This window comes from Pseudomonas sp. MDT1-85 (genome assembly GCF_054898065.1).
Genome location: NZ_CM142715.1, coordinates 741,330 through 758,945 on the forward strand (window position 1 = coordinate 741,330; position 17,616 = coordinate 758,945).

General features: G+C 60.5%; 16 protein-coding genes. 1 reads left to right on the forward strand and 15 read right to left on the reverse strand.

Annotation, left to right across the window (positions count from 1 at the left end; genetic code table 11):
- Positions 1–12 precede the first annotated feature (12 nt).
- The 10 genes from ACYZT2_RS03430 to ACYZT2_RS03475 form a co-directional block, all read right to left on the reverse strand.
- Positions 13–438 (reverse strand): acyl-CoA thioesterase, encoded by a 426-nt coding sequence (locus ACYZT2_RS03430; RefSeq protein ID WP_461970139.1) that lies wholly within the window; start codon positions 436–438, stop codon positions 13–15.
- Entirely contained in the window at positions 431–1,975 is a 1,545-nt protein-coding gene (locus tag ACYZT2_RS03435) for an HAL/PAL/TAL family ammonia-lyase (RefSeq protein WP_461970141.1), read from the reverse strand. Before ACYZT2_RS03435 ends, ACYZT2_RS03430 begins: the two co-directional genes overlap by 8 nt.
- Complete coding sequence (locus ACYZT2_RS03440) at positions 1,956–2,903, reverse strand: LpxL/LpxP family acyltransferase (protein ID WP_461970143.1); 948 nt, start codon at positions 2,901–2,903, stop codon at positions 1,956–1,958. Before ACYZT2_RS03440 ends, ACYZT2_RS03435 begins: the two co-directional genes overlap by 20 nt.
- Positions 2,900–3,634: a glycosyltransferase family 2 protein gene (locus ACYZT2_RS03445; RefSeq protein ID WP_461970145.1), complete on the reverse strand. Its 735-nt coding sequence runs from the start codon at positions 3,632–3,634 to the stop codon at positions 2,900–2,902. Before ACYZT2_RS03445 ends, ACYZT2_RS03440 begins: the two co-directional genes overlap by 4 nt.
- A gap of 131 nt (positions 3,635–3,765) precedes the next feature.
- On the reverse strand, positions 3,766–5,448 hold the full coding sequence (locus ACYZT2_RS03450; protein ID WP_461970147.1) for an AMP-binding protein: 1,683 nt from the start codon (positions 5,446–5,448) through the stop codon (positions 3,766–3,768).
- A complete protein-coding gene (locus ACYZT2_RS03455) occupies positions 5,445–5,990 on the reverse strand; it encodes a COG4648 family protein (protein ID WP_461970149.1) in 546 nt (181 codons plus the stop codon). The genes ACYZT2_RS03450 and ACYZT2_RS03455 overlap by 4 nt, the downstream gene beginning before the upstream one ends.
- On the reverse strand, positions 5,987–6,241 hold the full coding sequence (locus ACYZT2_RS03460) for an acyl carrier protein (protein ID WP_461970151.1): 255 nt from the start codon (positions 6,239–6,241) through the stop codon (positions 5,987–5,989). Before ACYZT2_RS03460 ends, ACYZT2_RS03455 begins: the two co-directional genes overlap by 4 nt.
- A gap of 9 nt (positions 6,242–6,250) precedes the next feature.
- Positions 6,251–6,526 (reverse strand): phosphopantetheine-binding protein, encoded by a 276-nt coding sequence (locus ACYZT2_RS03465; protein WP_253546907.1) that lies wholly within the window; start codon positions 6,524–6,526, stop codon positions 6,251–6,253.
- Positions 6,504–7,316, reverse strand: coding sequence for a lysophospholipid acyltransferase family protein (locus ACYZT2_RS03470; RefSeq protein ID WP_461970154.1), 813 nt, complete (start codon positions 7,314–7,316; stop codon positions 6,504–6,506). The genes ACYZT2_RS03465 and ACYZT2_RS03470 overlap by 23 nt, the downstream gene beginning before the upstream one ends.
- The gene (locus ACYZT2_RS03475) at positions 7,292–8,017 is read right to left on the reverse strand and encodes a beta-ketoacyl synthase chain length factor (protein WP_461970156.1); all 726 of its coding nucleotides are present in this window, start codon (positions 8,015–8,017) and stop codon (positions 7,292–7,294) included. Before ACYZT2_RS03475 ends, ACYZT2_RS03470 begins: the two co-directional genes overlap by 25 nt.
- Before the next feature lie 356 nt (positions 8,018–8,373).
- Here ACYZT2_RS03475 and ACYZT2_RS03480 point away from each other — a divergent pair, with 356 nt between their 5' ends.
- Positions 8,374–9,144 carry a ParA family protein gene (locus ACYZT2_RS03480; protein WP_008009127.1) on the forward strand — a complete coding sequence of 257 codons (771 nt, stop codon included), beginning with the start codon at positions 8,374–8,376 and terminating at the stop codon, positions 9,142–9,144.
- Positions 9,145–9,236: 92 nt separating this feature from the next.
- Here the strand turns inward: ACYZT2_RS03480 and trxC are convergent, their stop codons facing one another.
- The 5 genes from trxC to ACYZT2_RS03505 all read right to left on the reverse strand — a co-directional run bounded on the left by trxC (position 9,237) and on the right by ACYZT2_RS03505 (position 17,589).
- Positions 9,237–9,671 (reverse strand): thioredoxin TrxC, encoded by a 435-nt coding sequence (gene trxC, locus ACYZT2_RS03485; RefSeq protein ID WP_461970159.1) that lies wholly within the window; start codon positions 9,669–9,671, stop codon positions 9,237–9,239.
- A gap of 183 nt (positions 9,672–9,854) precedes the next feature.
- Positions 9,855–11,318: a protein adenylyltransferase SelO gene (selO, locus tag ACYZT2_RS03490; RefSeq protein ID WP_461970161.1), complete on the reverse strand. Its 1,464-nt coding sequence runs from the start codon at positions 11,316–11,318 to the stop codon at positions 9,855–9,857.
- Positions 11,319–11,366: 48 nt separating this feature from the next.
- Positions 11,367–14,717 carry a mechanosensitive channel MscK gene (gene mscK, locus ACYZT2_RS03495; protein WP_461970163.1) on the reverse strand — a complete coding sequence of 1,117 codons (3,351 nt, stop codon included), beginning with the start codon at positions 14,715–14,717 and terminating at the stop codon, positions 11,367–11,369.
- 34 nt (positions 14,718–14,751) lie between these two features.
- Complete coding sequence (locus ACYZT2_RS03500; RefSeq protein ID WP_461970165.1) at positions 14,752–16,494, reverse strand: potassium/proton antiporter; 1,743 nt, start codon at positions 16,492–16,494, stop codon at positions 14,752–14,754.
- Between the two features lie 222 nt (positions 16,495–16,716).
- Entirely contained in the window at positions 16,717–17,589 is an 873-nt protein-coding gene (locus tag ACYZT2_RS03505; protein ID WP_371317140.1) for a methyl-accepting chemotaxis protein, read from the reverse strand.
- Between the last annotated feature and the right edge of the window lie 27 nt (positions 17,590–17,616).

A 17,616-nucleotide genomic window follows, 5' to 3' on the forward strand; every position in this document is an offset into this window, starting at 1 on the left:
TTTTCAGCAGGTTCATGGCAGCATCCTTTCAACTGCGTCGGTGAACACCTTCGGTGAGGCCAACTGCATTTCGCGGCTGCTCATGTCGACGGCGACCTGCACGGAACAGGCGCGGGTCAGGCGCTCGCCGGTGGCCAGATCGCTGATCAGGTAACTGATCTTCAGGCGGTTTTCCCACTCCACCAGGTTGGCGCGCACATTCAGCTTCTGGCCGAACACGGCACCGCGCACATAGCGCAGCTGCAAGTCGATCACCGGCCACGCGTAACCCGACGCTACCATGGCGTCGTAGTTGTGGCCGATCTTGTCCAGCAGCGCACAGCGGGCGACTTCCAGGTATTTGACGTAATGGCCGTGCCAGACCACGTTCATGGTGTCGACGTCAAAGAACGGTACGAGGATTTCCGTGTCGGTGTGAAGCACTCCTTTGCTACGCATGCAGCCTCCAGTGTTGTTCGGCGATACGTTGCAGGCACAGGCGCAATTCGCCTTCCAGGGCACGGTCTTCGATGACTGGCGGGAAGTCCTTGGCCAATTCTTCGTGCATCGCGGCCAGTGCCGGTGGCAGTGAGCGCGCGTCTTCAGCCTGACCCCGCAGCCAGACGCCTTGGTTGGCGGCCAGCAGCGTGGCGGCGGCGACCTGTTCGGTCAGCTCCAGCACGCGGATGGCGTCGCGGGCGGCGATGGTGCCCATGCTGACTTTGTCCTGGTTGTGGCACTCGGTGGAGCGCGAGAAGACGCTGGCCGGCATAGTGTTTTTCAGGGCTTCTGCGGTCCAGGCACTGGTGCCGATCTGCACCGCCTTGAAGCCATGATTGAGCATCGCGCGGTCGGCGGTGGCGCCAGACAGGTTGCTTGGCAAACCATGGTTGTAACGCTCGTCCACCAACAGCGCGAGCTGGCGGTCGAGCAAGTCAGCGACGTTCGCCACCAGGGTTTTCAGGCTGTCCATGGCGAAGGCGATGTGGCCGCCGTAGAAGTGTCCGCCGTGCAGCACGCGTTCGGCTTCGGCGTCGATGATCGGGTTGTCGTTGGCGCTGTTGAGTTCGATCTCGATGAACGAGCGCAGCCAATTCAGGCTGTCGGCCAGCACACCGAGCACGTGCGGCGCACAACGCAGGGAATAGCGGTCTTGCAGGCGATGCAGCGGCGCGGTCGGCGCATCGATCGCCAGATCCTTGCGCAACCACGCAGCGACTTGCATCTGCCCTGGATGGGGTTTGGTGGCGAACAGACGCTCGTCGAAGTGCTCAGGGTTGCCCTGCAAAGCGACCACGTTCAGCGCGGTGATACGCGTGGCCAGTTGCAACAGGTAATCGGCGCGGGCATAAGCCAGGCACGCGAGGCCAGTCATCACGGCGGTGCCGTTCATCAGCGCCAAGGCTTCTTTGGGACGCAATACCAGCGGTTCCCAGCCCAGTTCGTTGTGCACATCGGCGGCTTGTCGACGCTCGCCGCGGAACATCACTTCGCGTTCACCGGACAAGGTCGCGGCGACGTAGGATAGCGGCGTCAGATCACCGCTGGCGCCCACCGAACCTTCTTCCGGAATCAGCGGCAGAATGTCGTGTTCGAGGAAGGCTTGCAGACGCTCCAGCAGTTCCACGCGTACCCCGGAAACGCCTTGGCAAAGCGATTGCAGACGCGCTGCCAGCACCGCGCGGGTGGCTTGAGCGTCGAGCAGTTTGCCCAGGCCGCAGCCGTGGAAGGTATACAGATGACGGGGCAAGGCTTCGACATGGTGCAGCGGCACCGCCACCACGCAGGAGTCGCCATAACCGGTGGTCACGCCATAGATCACGCCTTCCTTGTCCAGCAGGGAATCAAGGAATTGCGGGCCCTTGGCGATGCGCTGGCGAAACTCGGGGTCGCCCTGCAACTGCGTCGGCACCTGACGGTTGGCCAGGGCCAACACGTCTTCGATGCGCAAAGGGAGTTCGCCGAAGGTTACCGGCTCAAGCGTTGGCGTCGTCATCGGTCTTCCAGAAAGGGTAAAAGTTGAACCATTGTTGGGGCGCTTCGAGGCAATAGTGACTCAGGCGTTCGGCGTAGCGGGAGGCCCACTGATGAATGACCTGTTCGCGGTCGCTACGTTTCCACACGATGGCGTCGGCGAACGGTTCGAGGGTCAGTCGATAGTCGCCCGTGGGTTTCTTCAGGCACAGCATCAGGTTGATCGGGCATTTCAGCAGGCCGGCCAACAGCCAAGGGCCTTGCGGGAATGCTGCCTGATGGCCGAGAAAATCCACTGTCACGCTGCGCCCGCCATGCAGCGGCACGCGGTCGCCGGCAATCGCCAGCCATTCGCCGCGCTCCAGGCGTTCATGCAGTTGCAGCATGATTACCGGGTCCAGCTCGCTGACCTGAATCAGCCGCAGATTGGTCGCCCCGGCTTCGCCCAGCAGGCGATTGAATTGTTCGGCGTGCTTGGTATGCACCAGCACGTTCATGGTGACTTTCTCACCGATCTCGGCCAGCGCCCGGCAGACCTCGAGATTGCCCAGGTGCGCGCCTACCAGCATTTGCCCGCGTGTGCCGCGCAGTTTATTGCGCAGCAGCGCCGGGTCGATGATTTCGATTTGATCGATGCTCAGCTTGCCGTTCCATACATCGAGTTTGTCGAGCATGGAATCGGCGAAGGCCATGAACTGGCCGAACACCCGCCAATGGGTCGGGCGCAATTCGCTACGACCGCTCCAGTCAGCGAGCCGCTGCTGGTATTGCCAGGCGCTTTGGCGGGCGCTGCGCCCGAACAGGAAAAAGTACAGCACGATGCCGTACAGCAACGGGCTCAACAACCGACGGCCCAAGACTTTTGCACAGAGCGCGGTGAACTTCATCAGCCAGAAGCTGCCACGCTCCTGGCGGTCGGCCCAGTGCTGTTTGTCTGCGCTGCCGCTCATGCTCGCCACCGTCGCCAGAGGATTACCGGTGCGCGCAGCAACATGCCGAAGAACAGCCGGGTGTGCATGCTCGAAATCAATACATTGTCGTGGAACAGGCGGAAATGCGAGACGCCATCCTGGGGGTAATGGACCTTGGTTTTCAGCCACTGCATCGGCTGATTGCGCCAGGCCAGACGCACCAGGATGTCGGAGTCGAAGTCCATGCGTTTACCAATCCTGGCCGAGTCGATCAGTGCCAGAGTCGGCGGCAATGGGTAGACACGGAAGCCGCACATCGAGTCGCGAATCTGCAACGACAGGGTGTTGATCCACACCATCACGTGGGTCAGGTAGCGGGCGTACAAACGGCCCTTCGGCACGCTGGCGTCGTATTGCGGATAGCCGCAGATCACCGCCTCGGGATGGGCGCGCGATTGCTCGATGAAAACCTTGACGTCTTGCAGGTTGTGCTGGCCGTCGGCGTCCACCTGCAAGGCGTGGCTGAAGCCCAGGCGCGAAGCTTCGCGCAAGCCGGTCATCACCGCGCCGCCCTTGCCTTGATTGATGGTAAGTCTGATCAGGTAAACCTTGTCGCGCTGGGCCAGTCGATCAAGCACCTTGGCGCAGGCCGGGCTGCTGGCATCGTCCACCAGAATGCATGGCAGGCCGCAAGCAAGCAGCGCATCGACCACGGCAGTGATTGCGGTTTCGTGGTTGTAGACCGGGATTACGGCGCAGGGGTTATGCATGTTGGCGTGCATCTGAAGGATAGAGGTGTCTGCATCGCGAGCAGGCTCGCTCCCACAGGGAATTCGTGTTTAACAGAGATCCAATGTGGGAGCGAGCCTGCTCGCGATTGAGTGCGCAGCACTCACCAAAGTTATGCATCGCTGGCAGCCTCCAGCAAAATCCGCCCGCTGGAGCAGGTGGCGGTTTCATTGCGATAGGCGAAATACAATTTACTGCGCGCCGAGTCGAAGCGCAGGTGCAACTGGATTTCGTCACCGGGACGCACCAGTTGCTGAAACTTCAGCACTTCCATGCCGGCGAATTTTGCCGGCAGGTCCATCAATTGCTGACCAAGGCACAGCGCCCAATCCACCTGCACCACGCCGGGCAATACCGGCGCTCGGGGAAAGTGGCCGCTGAAATACGCCAGGTCTGGCGGGACGGCCAGTTGCAGGCTCCACTCGCCATCGGTGTCGATCTGTTCCAGCACTTGCGGCGCCTTTGGGCGTGGCGCCAGCAATAGGGTCTCCACTTCGGCCTGAGGCAGTTTACCTTGAGCGTTCAGTGGCAGTTGTCGCAGCAGGCGCCAGCGACGGGGCAGGGCGAGTGCTTCACAATGCTGGTTGAGGTGTTGGCGCAGCTCCTGAATAAGAGTGCGTCGACCCTGATTGCGCAAGGCATGCAAACCCTGCTCGCTCAACACCAACAGCGCGCCCAGCGAAGCACGGTTTTCCTGGACGACGCCAAGCCGCGCTTCAGCGACCCACTCATGGGTCATCAGTGCTTGTTCGAGCATCGGTAGCGAGATACGTTTTTCTTCCAGTTTGACGATTCGGTCCAACCGTCCCAACAGCTCGAAACGGCCGTCGACGGCGATGCGCGCGGCATCGGCGGTGTGTTCGATATGGCCGGCCGGCAAGTACGGGGAGGCGATAAGCAGGGCGCCATCGCTGTCCTGGCTCAGCGCCACGTCGGCGAAGGGCTGCCAGAGATTCTGGCCCTGACGCCAGGCGATGCCGCCGGTTTCCGAGCTGCCGAAGATTTCTGTCGGCCATTGCTGCAGGCGCTCATGCAGGCTTTGCGCTGCTTCGGCGGGCAGCGCGCCACCGGAGGAAAACACTCGGCGCACCGCGCTCAGCGCTGGCCAGTCGAGGTTGTCGCCCATGCGCTTGAGCAGCGCCGGGCTGGCGACCCAGGCGAAGGCCGGGTGTTCGCGGCTGGCGCGCTGCAAGTCTTCCGGGAAGGCCAGTTGTTTGCGCACGAACGAGCGCCCGGCGCACAGCGGCCACAGCACGCGAAACAGCAAACCGTAGATGTGCTGCGTGGCGACACTGCCGATGATGCAGGCCTCGCCCAGATCTGCGCCCCACAGGTGCTCCAGCGCTTCGACTTCATTGGCCAGTTGGCGCAGGGTTTTGTCGATGCGCTTGGGTTCACCACTGGACCCAGAGGTGCACAGGCCCAGCTGACAGCGATCCAGATCCAGAGGGCTGGCCGGCAGCGGTGAATACCGATAATCGCTCAGGTGCGCATCGTCGGCCTGATCGGTCAGCCACAGATCGACCTCGGTCGACCAACGCTGGCGAGTCTGCGCTTGCAGGTCGGCGGGCAGCAGTACGCTGACCCCGGCACGCCAGGCGCCGAGCAGGGCAATGGCCAGGTCGGCGGCGTCTTCAAGGTGCACGGCGACGCGCTGCACGCCCTGCGCTTGCAGGCCGGCAGCCAGGCTCAGCGCCTGTTCGCACAATTGCGCGTGATTCAACGCAGGTTCCACCGTCACGGCTCGGTCCGGCTGAGCCTTGAGCAACAGTTGCTCAAGTGTTATCCAATTCATGGGCGGCCTCTTACCCGTTGTCGTATCAGCCATTCAATGGCAAACATCAGGCCGATCAATCCATAGGAGATCAGGCCGGTGTACAACATCCACCAACTCAGCGGCGCCCAAAGGGTCAGGGCGGCGGCGCACAAGCCGTTGCAGAGAAAAAACACGCTCCAGGCAATGGTCACCTGGCGGGTGTAGCGAATGGCCCTGGCCGGTAATTCCGGCTCTCGCAGACGGGCCAGGCGTTCGATCATCGGCGGGCCATATTTCAGGCTCAGGCCGAACAGCACCAGCATGAACGCGCTGATCAGCACCGGGTACCAGCGCAGCAGCACTGGACTGTCGAACAGCGCCAACAGCAGGCAAAACCCGATGGCGATCGTGGCCATCCACAGGCTGCCAGGTTGCCGCTCGCCGGTCAGCGCCCGTGCCAGCCACAGGCTACCCAGCAGCAGACCGAACTGCCACGGGGCAAAATGCTCCATGCCGAAATACACCGCAAAGGGGTACAACAGGCCTGCCAGCAGCAGGCCAAGGCCGATCAGTCGGCTCATGCGGCGGGTTGAACCAGACGGTAGACCGCCTCGACCACGTCGCCGACGGTACGCACCGATTTGAATTCTTCGGCAGCGATTTTTTTGCCGGTCTGGCGTTTGATGTGATCGATCAGGTCGACCGCATCGATGCTATCGATTTCCAGATCCTGATACAGGTTGGATTCCAGACTGATGCGTTCGGGGTCCAGCTCGAAGAGTTCGACCAGAGCATCGCGCAGGGTATTGAAAATATCGTCACGAGTTTGCATGGTCCGGTCTCAAGCTGCCTGTTTTGCAGTGACGAACGCCGCAAGGCTCGCCACGTTGGTGAAGTGATTACGGGTGTCCTTGGCGTCGGCATCGATTTTGATGCCGTACTTTTTCTGAATCGCCAGGCCGAGTTCCAGGGCATCTACCGAGTCCAGGCCCAGGCCTTCGCCGAACAGCGTTTGTTCATCGCCAATGTCGTCGACGCTGATGTCTTCGAGGCCCAGGGCTTCGATGATCAATTCTTTGATTTCCAGCATCAGGCTATTGGTGTGTAGATCGCTCATCTTCGGCGAGCTCCTTGATAAAGTAAGAGTGCAAATAGTCGTTGAACTTGCGCGAAGCCTGAGGTGCAGCACCCAGCGCGGCGAAGGTCTGTGGGTCTATATCGGCCCCGACGCGAAAACTGAAGTGCACGCGGCGTGTGGGGATCCGATACCAGGGTTCGGCCTTGGTCAATGTGGTCGGATTGACCTTGATGATCACCGGGGTGAGGATTCTCGCACCGCGCAGGGCGATTGCCGCGCCCCCCCGATGAAAGGCCGGCGGTTTACCGGGTTGGGTGCGGGTTCCCTCAGGAAAGATGATCAGGGTCTGACCGCTTTTCAGCGCGTCGGCAGCGGCGTCGAGCATGTCCATGCTGCCATCGTTGCTGATGTAATCGGTGCGGCGTAGCGGGCCGCGGGTGAACGGGTTTTCCCAGAGGCTTTTCTTGACCACGCAATTGGCGTGGCCCACCAGGCCGATCAAAAACACCACATCGATCAGCGAAGGGTGATTGGCGACGATCATCTGGCCTGGCCTTCCGAGCTTTTCCGCACCCTGAATGTCATAGGTCAGCACGCCAGTGCGAGCCATGAACCGAATGAAAAACCAGAAACAGCGGCTCACCGTCTGTCGTGCACGCTGACGATGGGCCTGGGCGTCTCCCGGCAGGCAGCTCAATAACGGGAACACCACCAGTCGCAGGCATAGCCCGCCCAACCCGAACAGGGTGAAGCTTGCGGCAGTGGCCAGCAGGCGCCAGTAGTAGGCGTCGCGGTTTTTATCGGTTACGGGTTGCGTTGCCAGGTCCATACACGATTTTTCCAGGCATGTTGGCAGGTAGTCTGCTGGCCGAGCAGGGTACGCAAGAGATTCAGGGCATGGGGCCAGTGGGCGTTGGACAATGCTTGCGAGGTGCTGTTCAGCGACAGCTGCCACTGATTACCAGGTGTAATCAACAGGCCGACCGCGTAAGGGAATGGCACATCGTCGATCCAGTCCGAGTAGACAGCGGGCGGTTGCTCTTCAGTCACTATCAGCAGTACCGCGGGCGCTCCTTCTTCAAGCAGTGCCACCGCCTCTAGCATGCCGTGTTCAAGGCCATCGCCAGCCGCGGCGAGAGCGGTCATTTCGCTGGTTTCGCCACGCATGATCGACCACAGGCCGATAACCGCGTTGTGCACCGACAAGCTGAACTGAGTGGGCGACAACGGTTGGTCAGTCGCCAGATCGCTGAGAATTTCGAAGGTGCGCGGGGTTTCGCCATGGCGGGAAATAAAGACCAACGGTAGGTCCTGGCGACCTTCAGCCAAAGGCCAGCCGACGCTGAACGCCATCCGCGCCAGACGGCTAAGTCGCCGACGCTGCATGGCCGGCAGAAACGACACATCGGGGGCGGCATCGCTGCGCTCGAGCACGACCGGTTGTCGGCTCCAGGCCTGCCAATCATCCACGCTTTGAAGCCCAGGGGCCCATGCGCGCCATTGGGCGATGTTGAAGTTGATCACAGACATTCATCCCGCCCCTGCGGGCTTCCTTTTGACGCGGTGAGTCGCAAAAAACGCGGCAGACCTTACATGGCGCTAAACGCCGAGTGGCGCGCATTATCCCGGTGCGGCGGGCGTGTAGCAAATGCTGGTTACATTTTGCGCAATGAAATGTACCGGATGGTTCGCGAAAAAGCTGTCGTTTGGCCATTATCCACATTGCGGCGGACATGTCTGTCAGCCCTATCGGCTGTCGATGGACGAGTTGGCGGCTTTTTCCGTCGGATATTTACCAATGACTGTAGTCCCGATACCAGCGAGGTAGCTAAGCAGCGTCGTGGACTACTACACTCGGTCATTCTTTGATACACGGAGGTTTTGACATGCGGCGCGTGGTGTTCAATCAGAAAGGTGGCGTGGGCAAGTCAAGCATTGCCTGTAATCTGGCGGCGGTCAGCGCCAGCGAAGGCTATCGCACGCTGTTGGTGGATCTCGATGCTCAGGCCAACTCCACTCAATACCTGACAGGACTCACCGGTGATGATATCCCGATGGGGATCGCTGACTTCTTCAAGCAGACGCTGTCCTCCGGGCCGTTCTCGAAGAAAAACCAGGTCGATATCTACGAAACCCCGTTCGACAACCTTCACGTCGTCACCGCCACCGCTGAGCTGGCTGACTTGCAGCCCAAGCTTGAGGCCAAGCACAAGATCAACAAGCTGCGAAAATTGCTCGAGGAACTGGACGGCGATTACGACCGAATCTACCTCGATACGCCGCCAGCACTGAATTTCTATGCTGTCTCGGCCTTGATCGCCGCTGATCGTGTGCTGATTCCCTTCGATTGCGACAGTTTCTCGCGTCAGGCGCTGTATGGTCTGCTGGCGGAAATCGAAGAATTGAAGGAGGACCACAACGAAGGGCTAGAGGTTGAAGGCATTGTCGTCAACCAGTTCCAGGCCCGCGCCAGCCTGCCTCAGCAAATCCTCGATGAACTGATCGCCGAAGGGCTGCCGGTGTTGCCGGTGTACCTGGCCAGTTCGGTGCGCATGCGCGAATCCCATCAGGCCAACACGCCGCTGATCCATCTCGACCCGCGGCACAAACTGACCCAGCAGTTCGTCGATCTGCACAATCTGCTGGAGAATGCCTGAAGATCAAAAGATCGCAGCCTGCGGCAGCTCCTACATGGATTGGAGTACACCCTGTAGGAGCTGCCGAAGGCTGCGATCTTTTCAGGCTGTTGTCAGATCCCCTGACTGCGCAACCAGCTCATCAACTGCGCTAACGGGAAGGCTCCGCTCTGGCGAGCCACTTCCCGGCCGTTCTTGAACAGAATCAGGCTCGGGATCGAGCGAATCCCCAACTGCGCCGACAACTGCTGATTCGCCTCGCTGTCCAGTTTGGCCAACCGACACTTGCCCGCCAATTGCCCCGCAGCCTGCTCGAACACCGGCGCAAACGACTTGCACGGCCCGCACCAGTCCGCCCACACATCCACCAGCAACGGCAAGTCACCCTTGATCTGACTGGCGTAATCGCCTTGCTTCAATTCGAACGGCTTGTTCAGCAGGACGTCGGCCCTGCAGCGACCGCACTTTGGATGGTCGTTGAGGCGCTCGGCGGGGATGCGGTTCAGGCCGTTGCAGTGGGGACATGGGATGAGGAGTGGGTCGGTCATGATTGGGTTCCGGATGAGTAGGCAATCTATGGCACTGATCTGGAGTCGGAAATAATGTTTATCAAGGCAGAAGTTTGTAGGCAAAAACCTTCCCTGGTTAGAGACCCTACGAGTGCTGAAGATCGAAGCCTATGACCACGAGCGCCGGCCAGTACCAGTCTGAATGTTCAGTGTTGTTCAGTCTCACGACGAACAACTGATCTCCAGATGCTTACCCCATTCCGGCGGCCGCTCGGCGTAATTATCCATTCCAGGCTGCTCCTCGAACGGATTGCTCAGTACCGCGTGCAAACGACGAACTTCCGCATAGTCGCCACTTTCCGCCGCATCGATGGCTTTCTGCGCCAGGTAGTTACGCAGGATGTACAGCGGATTGACCGCATGCATGCGCTTGCGGCGCTGTTCCTGATCAATCACGCCTTCGCGAGCAACCCGGGCGATGTAGAGCGCGCCCCACGCATCGAAGCCCTTGATGTCGACGAAGTCATCGCGCAAACGGGCGACGGCCAGTTCGGGTGACTCATCGCCGAGGCGGCGGAAGAACAGGCTGTAATCGACGCCGCTGTTCTGCATCAGTTGCAGCAGGTGCTCCAGCAGTTTCTGGTCGTCGTCTTCGGCAGTGGTGAGACCGAGGCGGCGGCGCATCAGGTCCAGGTAGTGGGCCTGGAACAGTGGCAGGTACAGGCCGAGGGTTTCGCGCAGGGCTTCGACGCTGATGAACGGCGTCAGGGCTTGGGCGAGGGCGCTGAGGTTCCACTGGCCGATCGGCACCTGATTGCTGAAGGAGTAGCGGCCCTGATCATCGGAGTGGTTGCAGATGAAGTGGGCGTCGAAGTCGTCGAGGAAGGCGAACGGGCCGAAGTCGAAGGTGATGCCCAGGATCGACATGTTGTCGGTGTTCATCACACCGTGGCAGAACCCATAGGCCTGCCATTTGGCGATCAACTCGGCATTGCGCTCGACGATCTCGTGGAACATCGCCAGGTACGGTTCCGGCTGTTCCAGGCAATTCGGGAAATGCATGGCCAGTACATGGTCGCCAAGTTCTTTCTGCTGCTCGGGGCGCTTGGTGTAGTAGAAAAATTCGAAATGCCCGAAGCGCACATGGCTCGGTGACAGGCGCAGGACCATGGCCGCGCGTTCCTGTTTCTCGCGCCAGACCGGCGTGTCGGAGCCGATCACGCACAGCGCGCGAGTGGTGGGAATGTTCAGGGCATGCAGGGCTTCGGAGGCGAGAAATTCGCGGATCGACGAACGCAGCACCGCCCGTCCATCGCCCATGCGTGAGTAAGGCGTCTGACCGGCGCCCTTGAGGTGCAGGTCCCAATGCTCGCCGGCTTCGTTATAGACCTCGCCCAGCAACAGGCCGCGACCGTCGCCCAACTGCGGGTTGTAGGAACCGAACTGATGCCCGGAATAGACCATCGCCCGCGGCTCGGCCTCGGCCCAGAGCTTGTGGCCGCCAAACAGCTCGGCGAACACCGGCGTCTCGGTCACGGCCGGGTCCAGGTCCAGCAACGCCATGGCAGCGGGGCTGGCGACCACCAGTCGCGGAGCGGCGATGGGCTCGGGCAGCACATGGGTTGAGAACGCGTCGCCCAGGCGGGCGAAGCGATTGTCGAAGGTCAGTTCGTCGAGGGCTTTCAACGGCCATCTCCAGCAGAATGTCCGAGCATTCTGCTAGGGATAGAGCGGTTAGTCGAGTTTGACAGGCGGCGGCTCTCGGCGCGATTCGCCATCGGGCAGCGGCACGATGGTTTTGGTTTCCGGCTCGACCGGCACCATTTTGTATTCCTGGCCGTGAAGGTTCTTGAGATAGACCTCCATTTGCCGGAATGAGATGTTGATCTTCTGCTTCTTGAACTCGCGATTGATGAAGCGGTTGACCTCGTCGAGTACCGGGTTGCGGTCGCCGAGGTCGCGCACATGCATACGCAATTCGTGGTCGAGGGTGCTTTCGCCGAAGTTCAGGAAGTACACGTGGGGTTCCGGGTCCTTCAGCACGCGCGGGTTATCCCGGGCAGCCTTGAGCAGCAGCTCTTTCACCAGGTCCAGGTCCGAGCCGTAGTCGACACCGAGCTTGAGGGTCACCCGGGTGATGGTGTCGGTCAGGGACCAGTTGATCAACTGCCCGGTGATGAATGTCTTGTTCGGGACGATGATGTCCTTGCGGTCGAAATCGGTGATGGTGGTAGCGCGGATGCGGATCTTGCTCACCGTGCCCGACAGGTTGCCGATGGTGATAGTGTCGCCGATCCGCACCGGACGTTCGAACAGGATCATGATGCCGGAGATGAAGTTGGCGAAGATCTCCTGCATCCCGAAACCGAGACCGACCGACAGCGCCGCCACCAGCCATTGCAACTTGTCCCAGCTCACGCCGAGCGTGGACAAGGTCGAGACGAAACCGATACCAGCGATCACATAGGACAGCAGCGTTGTCGTGGCGTAGGCACTGCCCTGAGCCAGGTTCAGCTTCGACAGCACAAACACTTCCAGCAAACCGGGCAAGTTGCGCGCCAGTGCAAAGGTGATGCCGATAATGATCAGCGCCCCAAGCATGTCGCCGATGCTGATCGGCACCATGCTCATGTTGGCGCCGGTGCCGCTGGTGTATTCGTAGAGGGTGATGTTGTCCAGGTACGAGAACACTGAAATCAGGTCCGACCAGACCCAATACAGGGCCGCGATGAAACCACCGAGCAGGGCCAGACGGATCAGTCGCAGGGACTGTTCGTTGACCTTCTCGATGTCCAGGGTCGGCTCTTCGATCACCGCTTCGCCGTCGCCAGCCTCTTTCGCGGCCTGGCGTTTGGCCAGCGCGCGCTGATAGGCCAGGCGCCGTGCCGCAACACTGAGGCCGCGCACGAAGGTCGCTTCGATCACCAGCCAGAACATCAGCAGGTAAAGCGTGTTGATCAACCGGTCGCTGAGTTTCAGCGCGGTGTAGTAGTAGCCAAAGCACACAGCGACGAACAGCGCGATTGGCAGGGCGGTAAACAGAACCCCCACGGCCTTGCGGAACAGCGACGCGTTCTGGTGAGTCGGGCTGCTGATCAGCAGGCGGCTGAGCAACCAGGCCATCAAGGCATAGCAGGTCAACACCACCGGCATGCCGAGCACGTCATCGGCCAGTGCCGCCGGTTGCAGCTCAGCGACCGCCACCACCGCCACCAGGGCCATCACCACCAGGCCGAGTCGGCGTATCCAGCCTTGAAGGAATTCGACCTGAGGTTTTTCCCAACGGAAATGCAATTCGGCGACGCCGCCCGGCGCGAGGATGCGGTAGGCGGTGTAGAACACCAGCCAGGCCTGGGCCATTTGCAGCAGCGCCGCGCCCATATTGGCGTTCTGCCCGCGGGCGTCGATCTGCAACGCCAGGCCGCACAAGGCCAAACCCAGGGCGACGGGCATCGCCAGCAGGATGTTGATCAGAATCGCTTGCGGTGTGTGCCACTGGCTGTCGCGCTTGAAATGGCCGATGTCCAGGTGAACTTTGTTCAGGCGGGCGTAAAGGTTTTTGCGGCGCCACAGCAACGCGCCGATCAGAAAGGCCAGCGGCAAGAACAGCAGCGGCCGCTGCGTCAGGCCATCGGTCAATTCGCTCAGGCTCGAGGCCCACGGCAGTGTGGTGACCTGACGTTGCAGGCGTTCCGGCACGCCACGCATCCACTCAAAATCCAGGGGCTTGTTGCTGGGAATCCAGAACATTTGCTCGTCCAGCGTAGCCCTCAGACTTTGCGCGGTGCTGAGCAGTTGTTTCTGGTTGAGTTGCAGCGTGATGGATTCGTTGAGCACCGCGCTCAGCTCGCGATTCAAACGCTCCAGCAGGTCTGCGCGGGTGATGGCCAGTTCCAGCAGGCTCTTGCGCAGTTGTGGGGTGACTTGCTCGGGCGGTTGAGTCGCCAGCAGGTTATTGACGTAGGTTGTCGGGTTGCTGAGCAGTTCCCGTTGCTGGCTGACTTCGAACTGATACAGACGAATGTCGGCGATCTGGTCGGCCAGGTCGCGGTCGAGCTGGAGGTGCGGCAGGGCCTGTTTCTGTTTGTACAGGATCTTGGAGAGCAGCAGGCTGCCCTTGAGCACGTTGATCTGTTCGTCCAGCGCCGAGTCGCTCTGCGTCACACTGTCCAGTTGCTGTTTGGTCTGCAGGTTTTGTTGGGTGACTTCGTTGAGGCGGTCGGTGCTTTTGAGCAGGTAGTCGGAGAGCTTCAGGTTGGCCGCGCTTTCGGTGGCCAACAGGCTGCTGCCGCCGGCCTTCTGCGCTTCGATGGACTGCTGGGTGACCGTCTCTTGGGACTGGGCCAGGCGCTTCTGGTTGATCAGGGTTTGCAGCTCCTGGATCTCCTGATCCAGGCGATTGGTTTTTTCCGTGAGCAGGTCATGCTGGCTGTTGCCCAGATCCTGCAGCTGACTGTTACCGGCCAGTTCCTGTCGACGCAACGGGATCAGCGCATTCAGCGCCGTGAGCTCGGCGTTGAGCTGGTCGCGCTGTTCACCGCTCAACGTCTTGCCGTTGTCTTTGCCTATTTTAAGGATGTTATTGATTTGCTGAATGCGCGTCTGGCTGGCGGAAATTTCGGCCTGGGCACGCTCGGGACGGGTCTGGGCAGTAATCACCAGACTGTTGGCCTCGGCCAATGCTTTTTGCAGATCGCTTTGCTGTGTCGAGCGTTCGGTCAATAACTGCTCAAGCTGCTGAATGGTCTCTTTGGTGTAGCGTTGCGCCACCGGCACCACATTGCTGGCCTTCAGGCGAGTCAGTTCACGCTGGTTCTCGATGTTCTGCTTTGGCGCGCTAGCTAGCTGCTGTTTGAGAGCAACCAGCTTTTGCTCGTAATCACGCTTGTTGGTGAGGTGCGTCAACGTGCCTTGCAAAATGCTCTGCAGCGCTTTCTGATCGGCTTCCGGCAGTTTGCGGTCGGCGATCTTGTCCAGGCTCGCCTGCACGGCTGCGCTGGAGGGCGGTTCGGCGGCTTGCAGTGTGTTTATGGAAAGATTCAAGCCCAGCAGGGCCATGATGAAAAAAGTGCGCAGGGTTGACATAAAGACCGATCGAAAACTAGACGAAGAGTGGAGTTTAGAGGAACAAGCCGGGACCCGGGCGACTTCCTTCGGGGAATCTGACGCCTACCTTACCAATCTTGTTCCCTTCCATGACAGCAACCGTCCAAAGGGTGTTGTTCCATTCCACCTGGTCACCCACTACGGGTGCACCGCCCACTTTCTGGGCAATGAAGTGGCCCAAGGACATGTTTGGATCGATACCTTCGACTTTCAACCCGTACAGGGCAGCAACCGCGGCCAGCTGGGCGTCTCCTTCGAGTACGAAGTCGCCGAAGAAGCGCAAATCCAGCCCCCGTTGCGGGGCCTGACTGAAGAGTTTTCCGAGGGCCGGAAGGTTGTGTTCATGGCCGATTACGCAGAGCAAATCATTGACTTCGAGCACCGTACTACCCGACGGATGGAGCAGTTGTTGGCCACGAAACAGGGCAGCGATACGGGTGCCTTCGGGCATTTTCAGCTCGCGAAGAGGGGATCCAATGCACCATTTCTCAGCACCAAGGCGATACACGAACAGCTCCCACTCACTGGTGACATGCACTTCCAGCGCCGATCGGGAGATGGGCAAAGGTTCTGGCGGGACAGTCACTTTCAAGAGCTTGGCAACCCACGGCAGGCTCGTGCCTTGCACCAGCAGCGACACCAGCACGATAAAGAACGCCAGATTGAAGTAGAGCTGAGCATTGGGCAGCCCCGCCATCAGCGGGAACACCGCCAGAATGATCGGTACGGCACCGCGCAGGCCAACCCAGGAAATGAATGCCTTTTCGCGGCCGTGGAATGCCTTGAAGGGCAGCAGGCCGACCAGCACCGACAGTGGGCGGGCAAACAGAATCATCCACAGCGCCAGGCCCAGCGCCGGCAACGCGATCGGCAGCAGGTCATGGGGCGTAACCAACAGCCCCAGCACCAGGAACATGCCGATCTGGGCCAGCCAGGCCATGCCGTCGAGCATGTGCAAAATGCCGTGGCGACTGCGCACCGGACGGTTGCCGATCACCAGGCCACACAAGTACACCGCCAAAAAGCCGCTGCCGTGCAGGGCGTTGGTCAGGGCAAACACCACCAGGCCACCAGCAACCACCAGAATCGGATAAAGGCCGGTGGCCAGGTGGATACGGTTGACCAGTTGCAGCATCAGCCAGCCACCGCCGAGGCCAATCACACCGCCGATGCCGAACTCACGCACCAAATGCCCCAGCAGATTCCAGTGCAGGCCGGTCTCGCCGCTGGCGAGCATGTCGATCAGGGTCACGGTGAGGAACACCGCCATGGGGTCGTTGCTGCCGGATTCGATCTCCAGACTCGCGCTCACCCGTTCGTTCAGACCCTTGCCGCCCAGCAGCGAGAACACAGCCGCGGCATCGGTGGAGCCGACGATGGCGCCGATCAGCAGGCCCTGGATCATGTTCAAGTCGAACAGCCACGCCGCCGCCATTCCGGTCAGCCCGGTGGTGATCAACACCCCGACTGTGGCCAGCGACAGTGCTGGCCATAACGCCACACGGAAACTCGCCACCCGGGTGCGCAAGCCGCCGTCGAGCAGGATCACTGCCAGGGCGAGGTTGCCGACCAGATAAGCCGTTGGGTAGTTATCGAAAACAATGCCGGCGCCGTCGACACCGGCCGCCATGCCCACCGCGAGGATGATCACCAGAATCGGGATACCGAGGCGCGATGAAAGTGAGCTCACCAGAATGCTCGCACCTACCAGCAACGCGCCGATCAAGAACAGGCTGTTGATGGTCGTCGCATTCAAAGGCAGTACTCCAGAAAGCTAAAGGCGGGCACAAACTGACCATGCAGTCTGCGTGCCAGCGATTCTAACCTGTTGAAATGTGATGCTGTCAAAAAGCTTTTGCAGATCAAAAGATCGCAGCCTCGTTTCACTCGACAGCTCCTACAAAGAATCTGCGTAAACCTGTAGGCGCTGTCGAGTGAAACGAGGCTGCGATCTTTTCGGCAGTGATGCGATCTTCGTTTAGAGGCTAAACCGCCCAACCATGTTGTTCAGGTCCAGCGCCAGGCGCGACAGCTCGTTGCTGGCCGCGCTCGTCTGGTTGGCACCCGTGGCCGATTGCACCGACAGGTCACGAATGTTTACCAGATTGCGGTCCACTTCACGGGCAACCTGTGCCTGCTCTTCGGCCGCGCTGGCGATCACCAGGTTGCGCTCGTTGATTTCGACAATGGCGCTGTTGATGGTGTCCAGCGACATGCCTGCACCACGGGCGATATTCAAGGTCGACTCAGCGCGCTCGGTGCTGTTGCGCATCGAATCCACGGCGTGTTCGGTGCCGCTCTGGATGCTGCCGATCATGCGTTCGATTTCGCTGGTCGACTGCTGGGTGCGATGGGCCAGGGCACGCACTTCGTCGGCGACCACCGCGAAACCACGACCGGCTTCACCGGCACGGGCAGCTTCGATGGCTGCGTTCAACGCCAACAGATTGGTCTGGTCAGCCAGGCCGCGAATCACGTCCAGCACTTTGCCGATGTCTCGCGACTCGTTGGCCAGATCGCCGATCAGGGTGGCGGTACTCTGTACATCGGCACTCATGCGCTCGATGGCACTGACGGTTTCCTGCACCAGGTCACGACCGTCGCCCGCCGAAGTGGTGGCGTTTTTCGAGGCTTCGGAGGTGCTCACGGCGTTGCGAGCGACTTCTTCCACGGCGCTGGTCATTTCGTTGACAGCGGTGGCGGCCTGTTCGATTTCGTTGTTCTGTTGAGTCAAGCCGCGAGCGCTTTCGTCGGTGACGCTGTTGAGCTCTTCCGCGGCGGACGCCAGTTGCGTGGCCGAGCCGGAAATCCGTTGCAGGGTGTCGCGCAGCTTTTCCTGCATCTTCGCCATTGCGGCCAGCAGACGACCGGCTTCATC

Bases quoted from the DNA above. Each gene is read 5' to 3' on its own strand.
- trxC (WP_461970159.1), bottom strand. From the start codon at position 9,671: ATGACCGACCCACTCCTCATCCCATGTCCCCACTGCAACGGCCTGAAC.
- ACYZT2_RS03440 (WP_461970143.1), bottom strand. From the start codon at position 2,903: ATGAGCGGCAGCGCAGACAAACAGCACTGGGCCGACCGCCAGGAGCGT.
- ACYZT2_RS03505 (WP_371317140.1), bottom strand. From the start codon at position 17,589: ATGGCGAAGATGCAGGAAAAGCTGCGCGACACCCTGCAACGGATTTCC.
- ACYZT2_RS03450 (WP_461970147.1), bottom strand. From the start codon at position 5,448: ATGAATTGGATAACACTTGAGCAACTGTTGCTCAAGGCTCAGCCGGAC.
- ACYZT2_RS03455 (WP_461970149.1), bottom strand. From the start codon at position 5,990: ATGAGCCGACTGATCGGCCTTGGCCTGCTGCTGGCAGGCCTGTTGTAC.
- ACYZT2_RS03435 (WP_461970141.1), bottom strand. From the start codon at position 1,975: ATGACGACGCCAACGCTTGAGCCGGTAACCTTCGGCGAACTCCCTTTG.
- mscK (WP_461970163.1), bottom strand. From the start codon at position 14,717: ATGTCAACCCTGCGCACTTTTTTCATCATGGCCCTGCTGGGCTTGAAT.
- ACYZT2_RS03430 (WP_461970139.1), bottom strand. From the start codon at position 438: ATGCGTAGCAAAGGAGTGCTTCACACCGACACGGAAATCCTCGTACCG.
- ACYZT2_RS03470 (WP_461970154.1), bottom strand. From the start codon at position 7,316: ATGGACCTGGCAACGCAACCCGTAACCGATAAAAACCGCGACGCCTAC.
- ACYZT2_RS03465 (WP_253546907.1), bottom strand. From the start codon at position 6,526: ATGAGCGATCTACACACCAATAGCCTGATGCTGGAAATCAAAGAATTG.
- ACYZT2_RS03445 (WP_461970145.1), bottom strand. From the start codon at position 3,634: ATGCATAACCCCTGCGCCGTAATCCCGGTCTACAACCACGAAACCGCA.
- ACYZT2_RS03460 (WP_461970151.1), bottom strand. From the start codon at position 6,241: ATGCAAACTCGTGACGATATTTTCAATACCCTGCGCGATGCTCTGGTC.
- ACYZT2_RS03475 (WP_461970156.1), bottom strand. From the start codon at position 8,017: ATGTCTGTGATCAACTTCAACATCGCCCAATGGCGCGCATGGGCCCCT.
- ACYZT2_RS03480 (WP_008009127.1), top strand. From the start codon at position 8,374: ATGCGGCGCGTGGTGTTCAATCAGAAAGGTGGCGTGGGCAAGTCAAGC.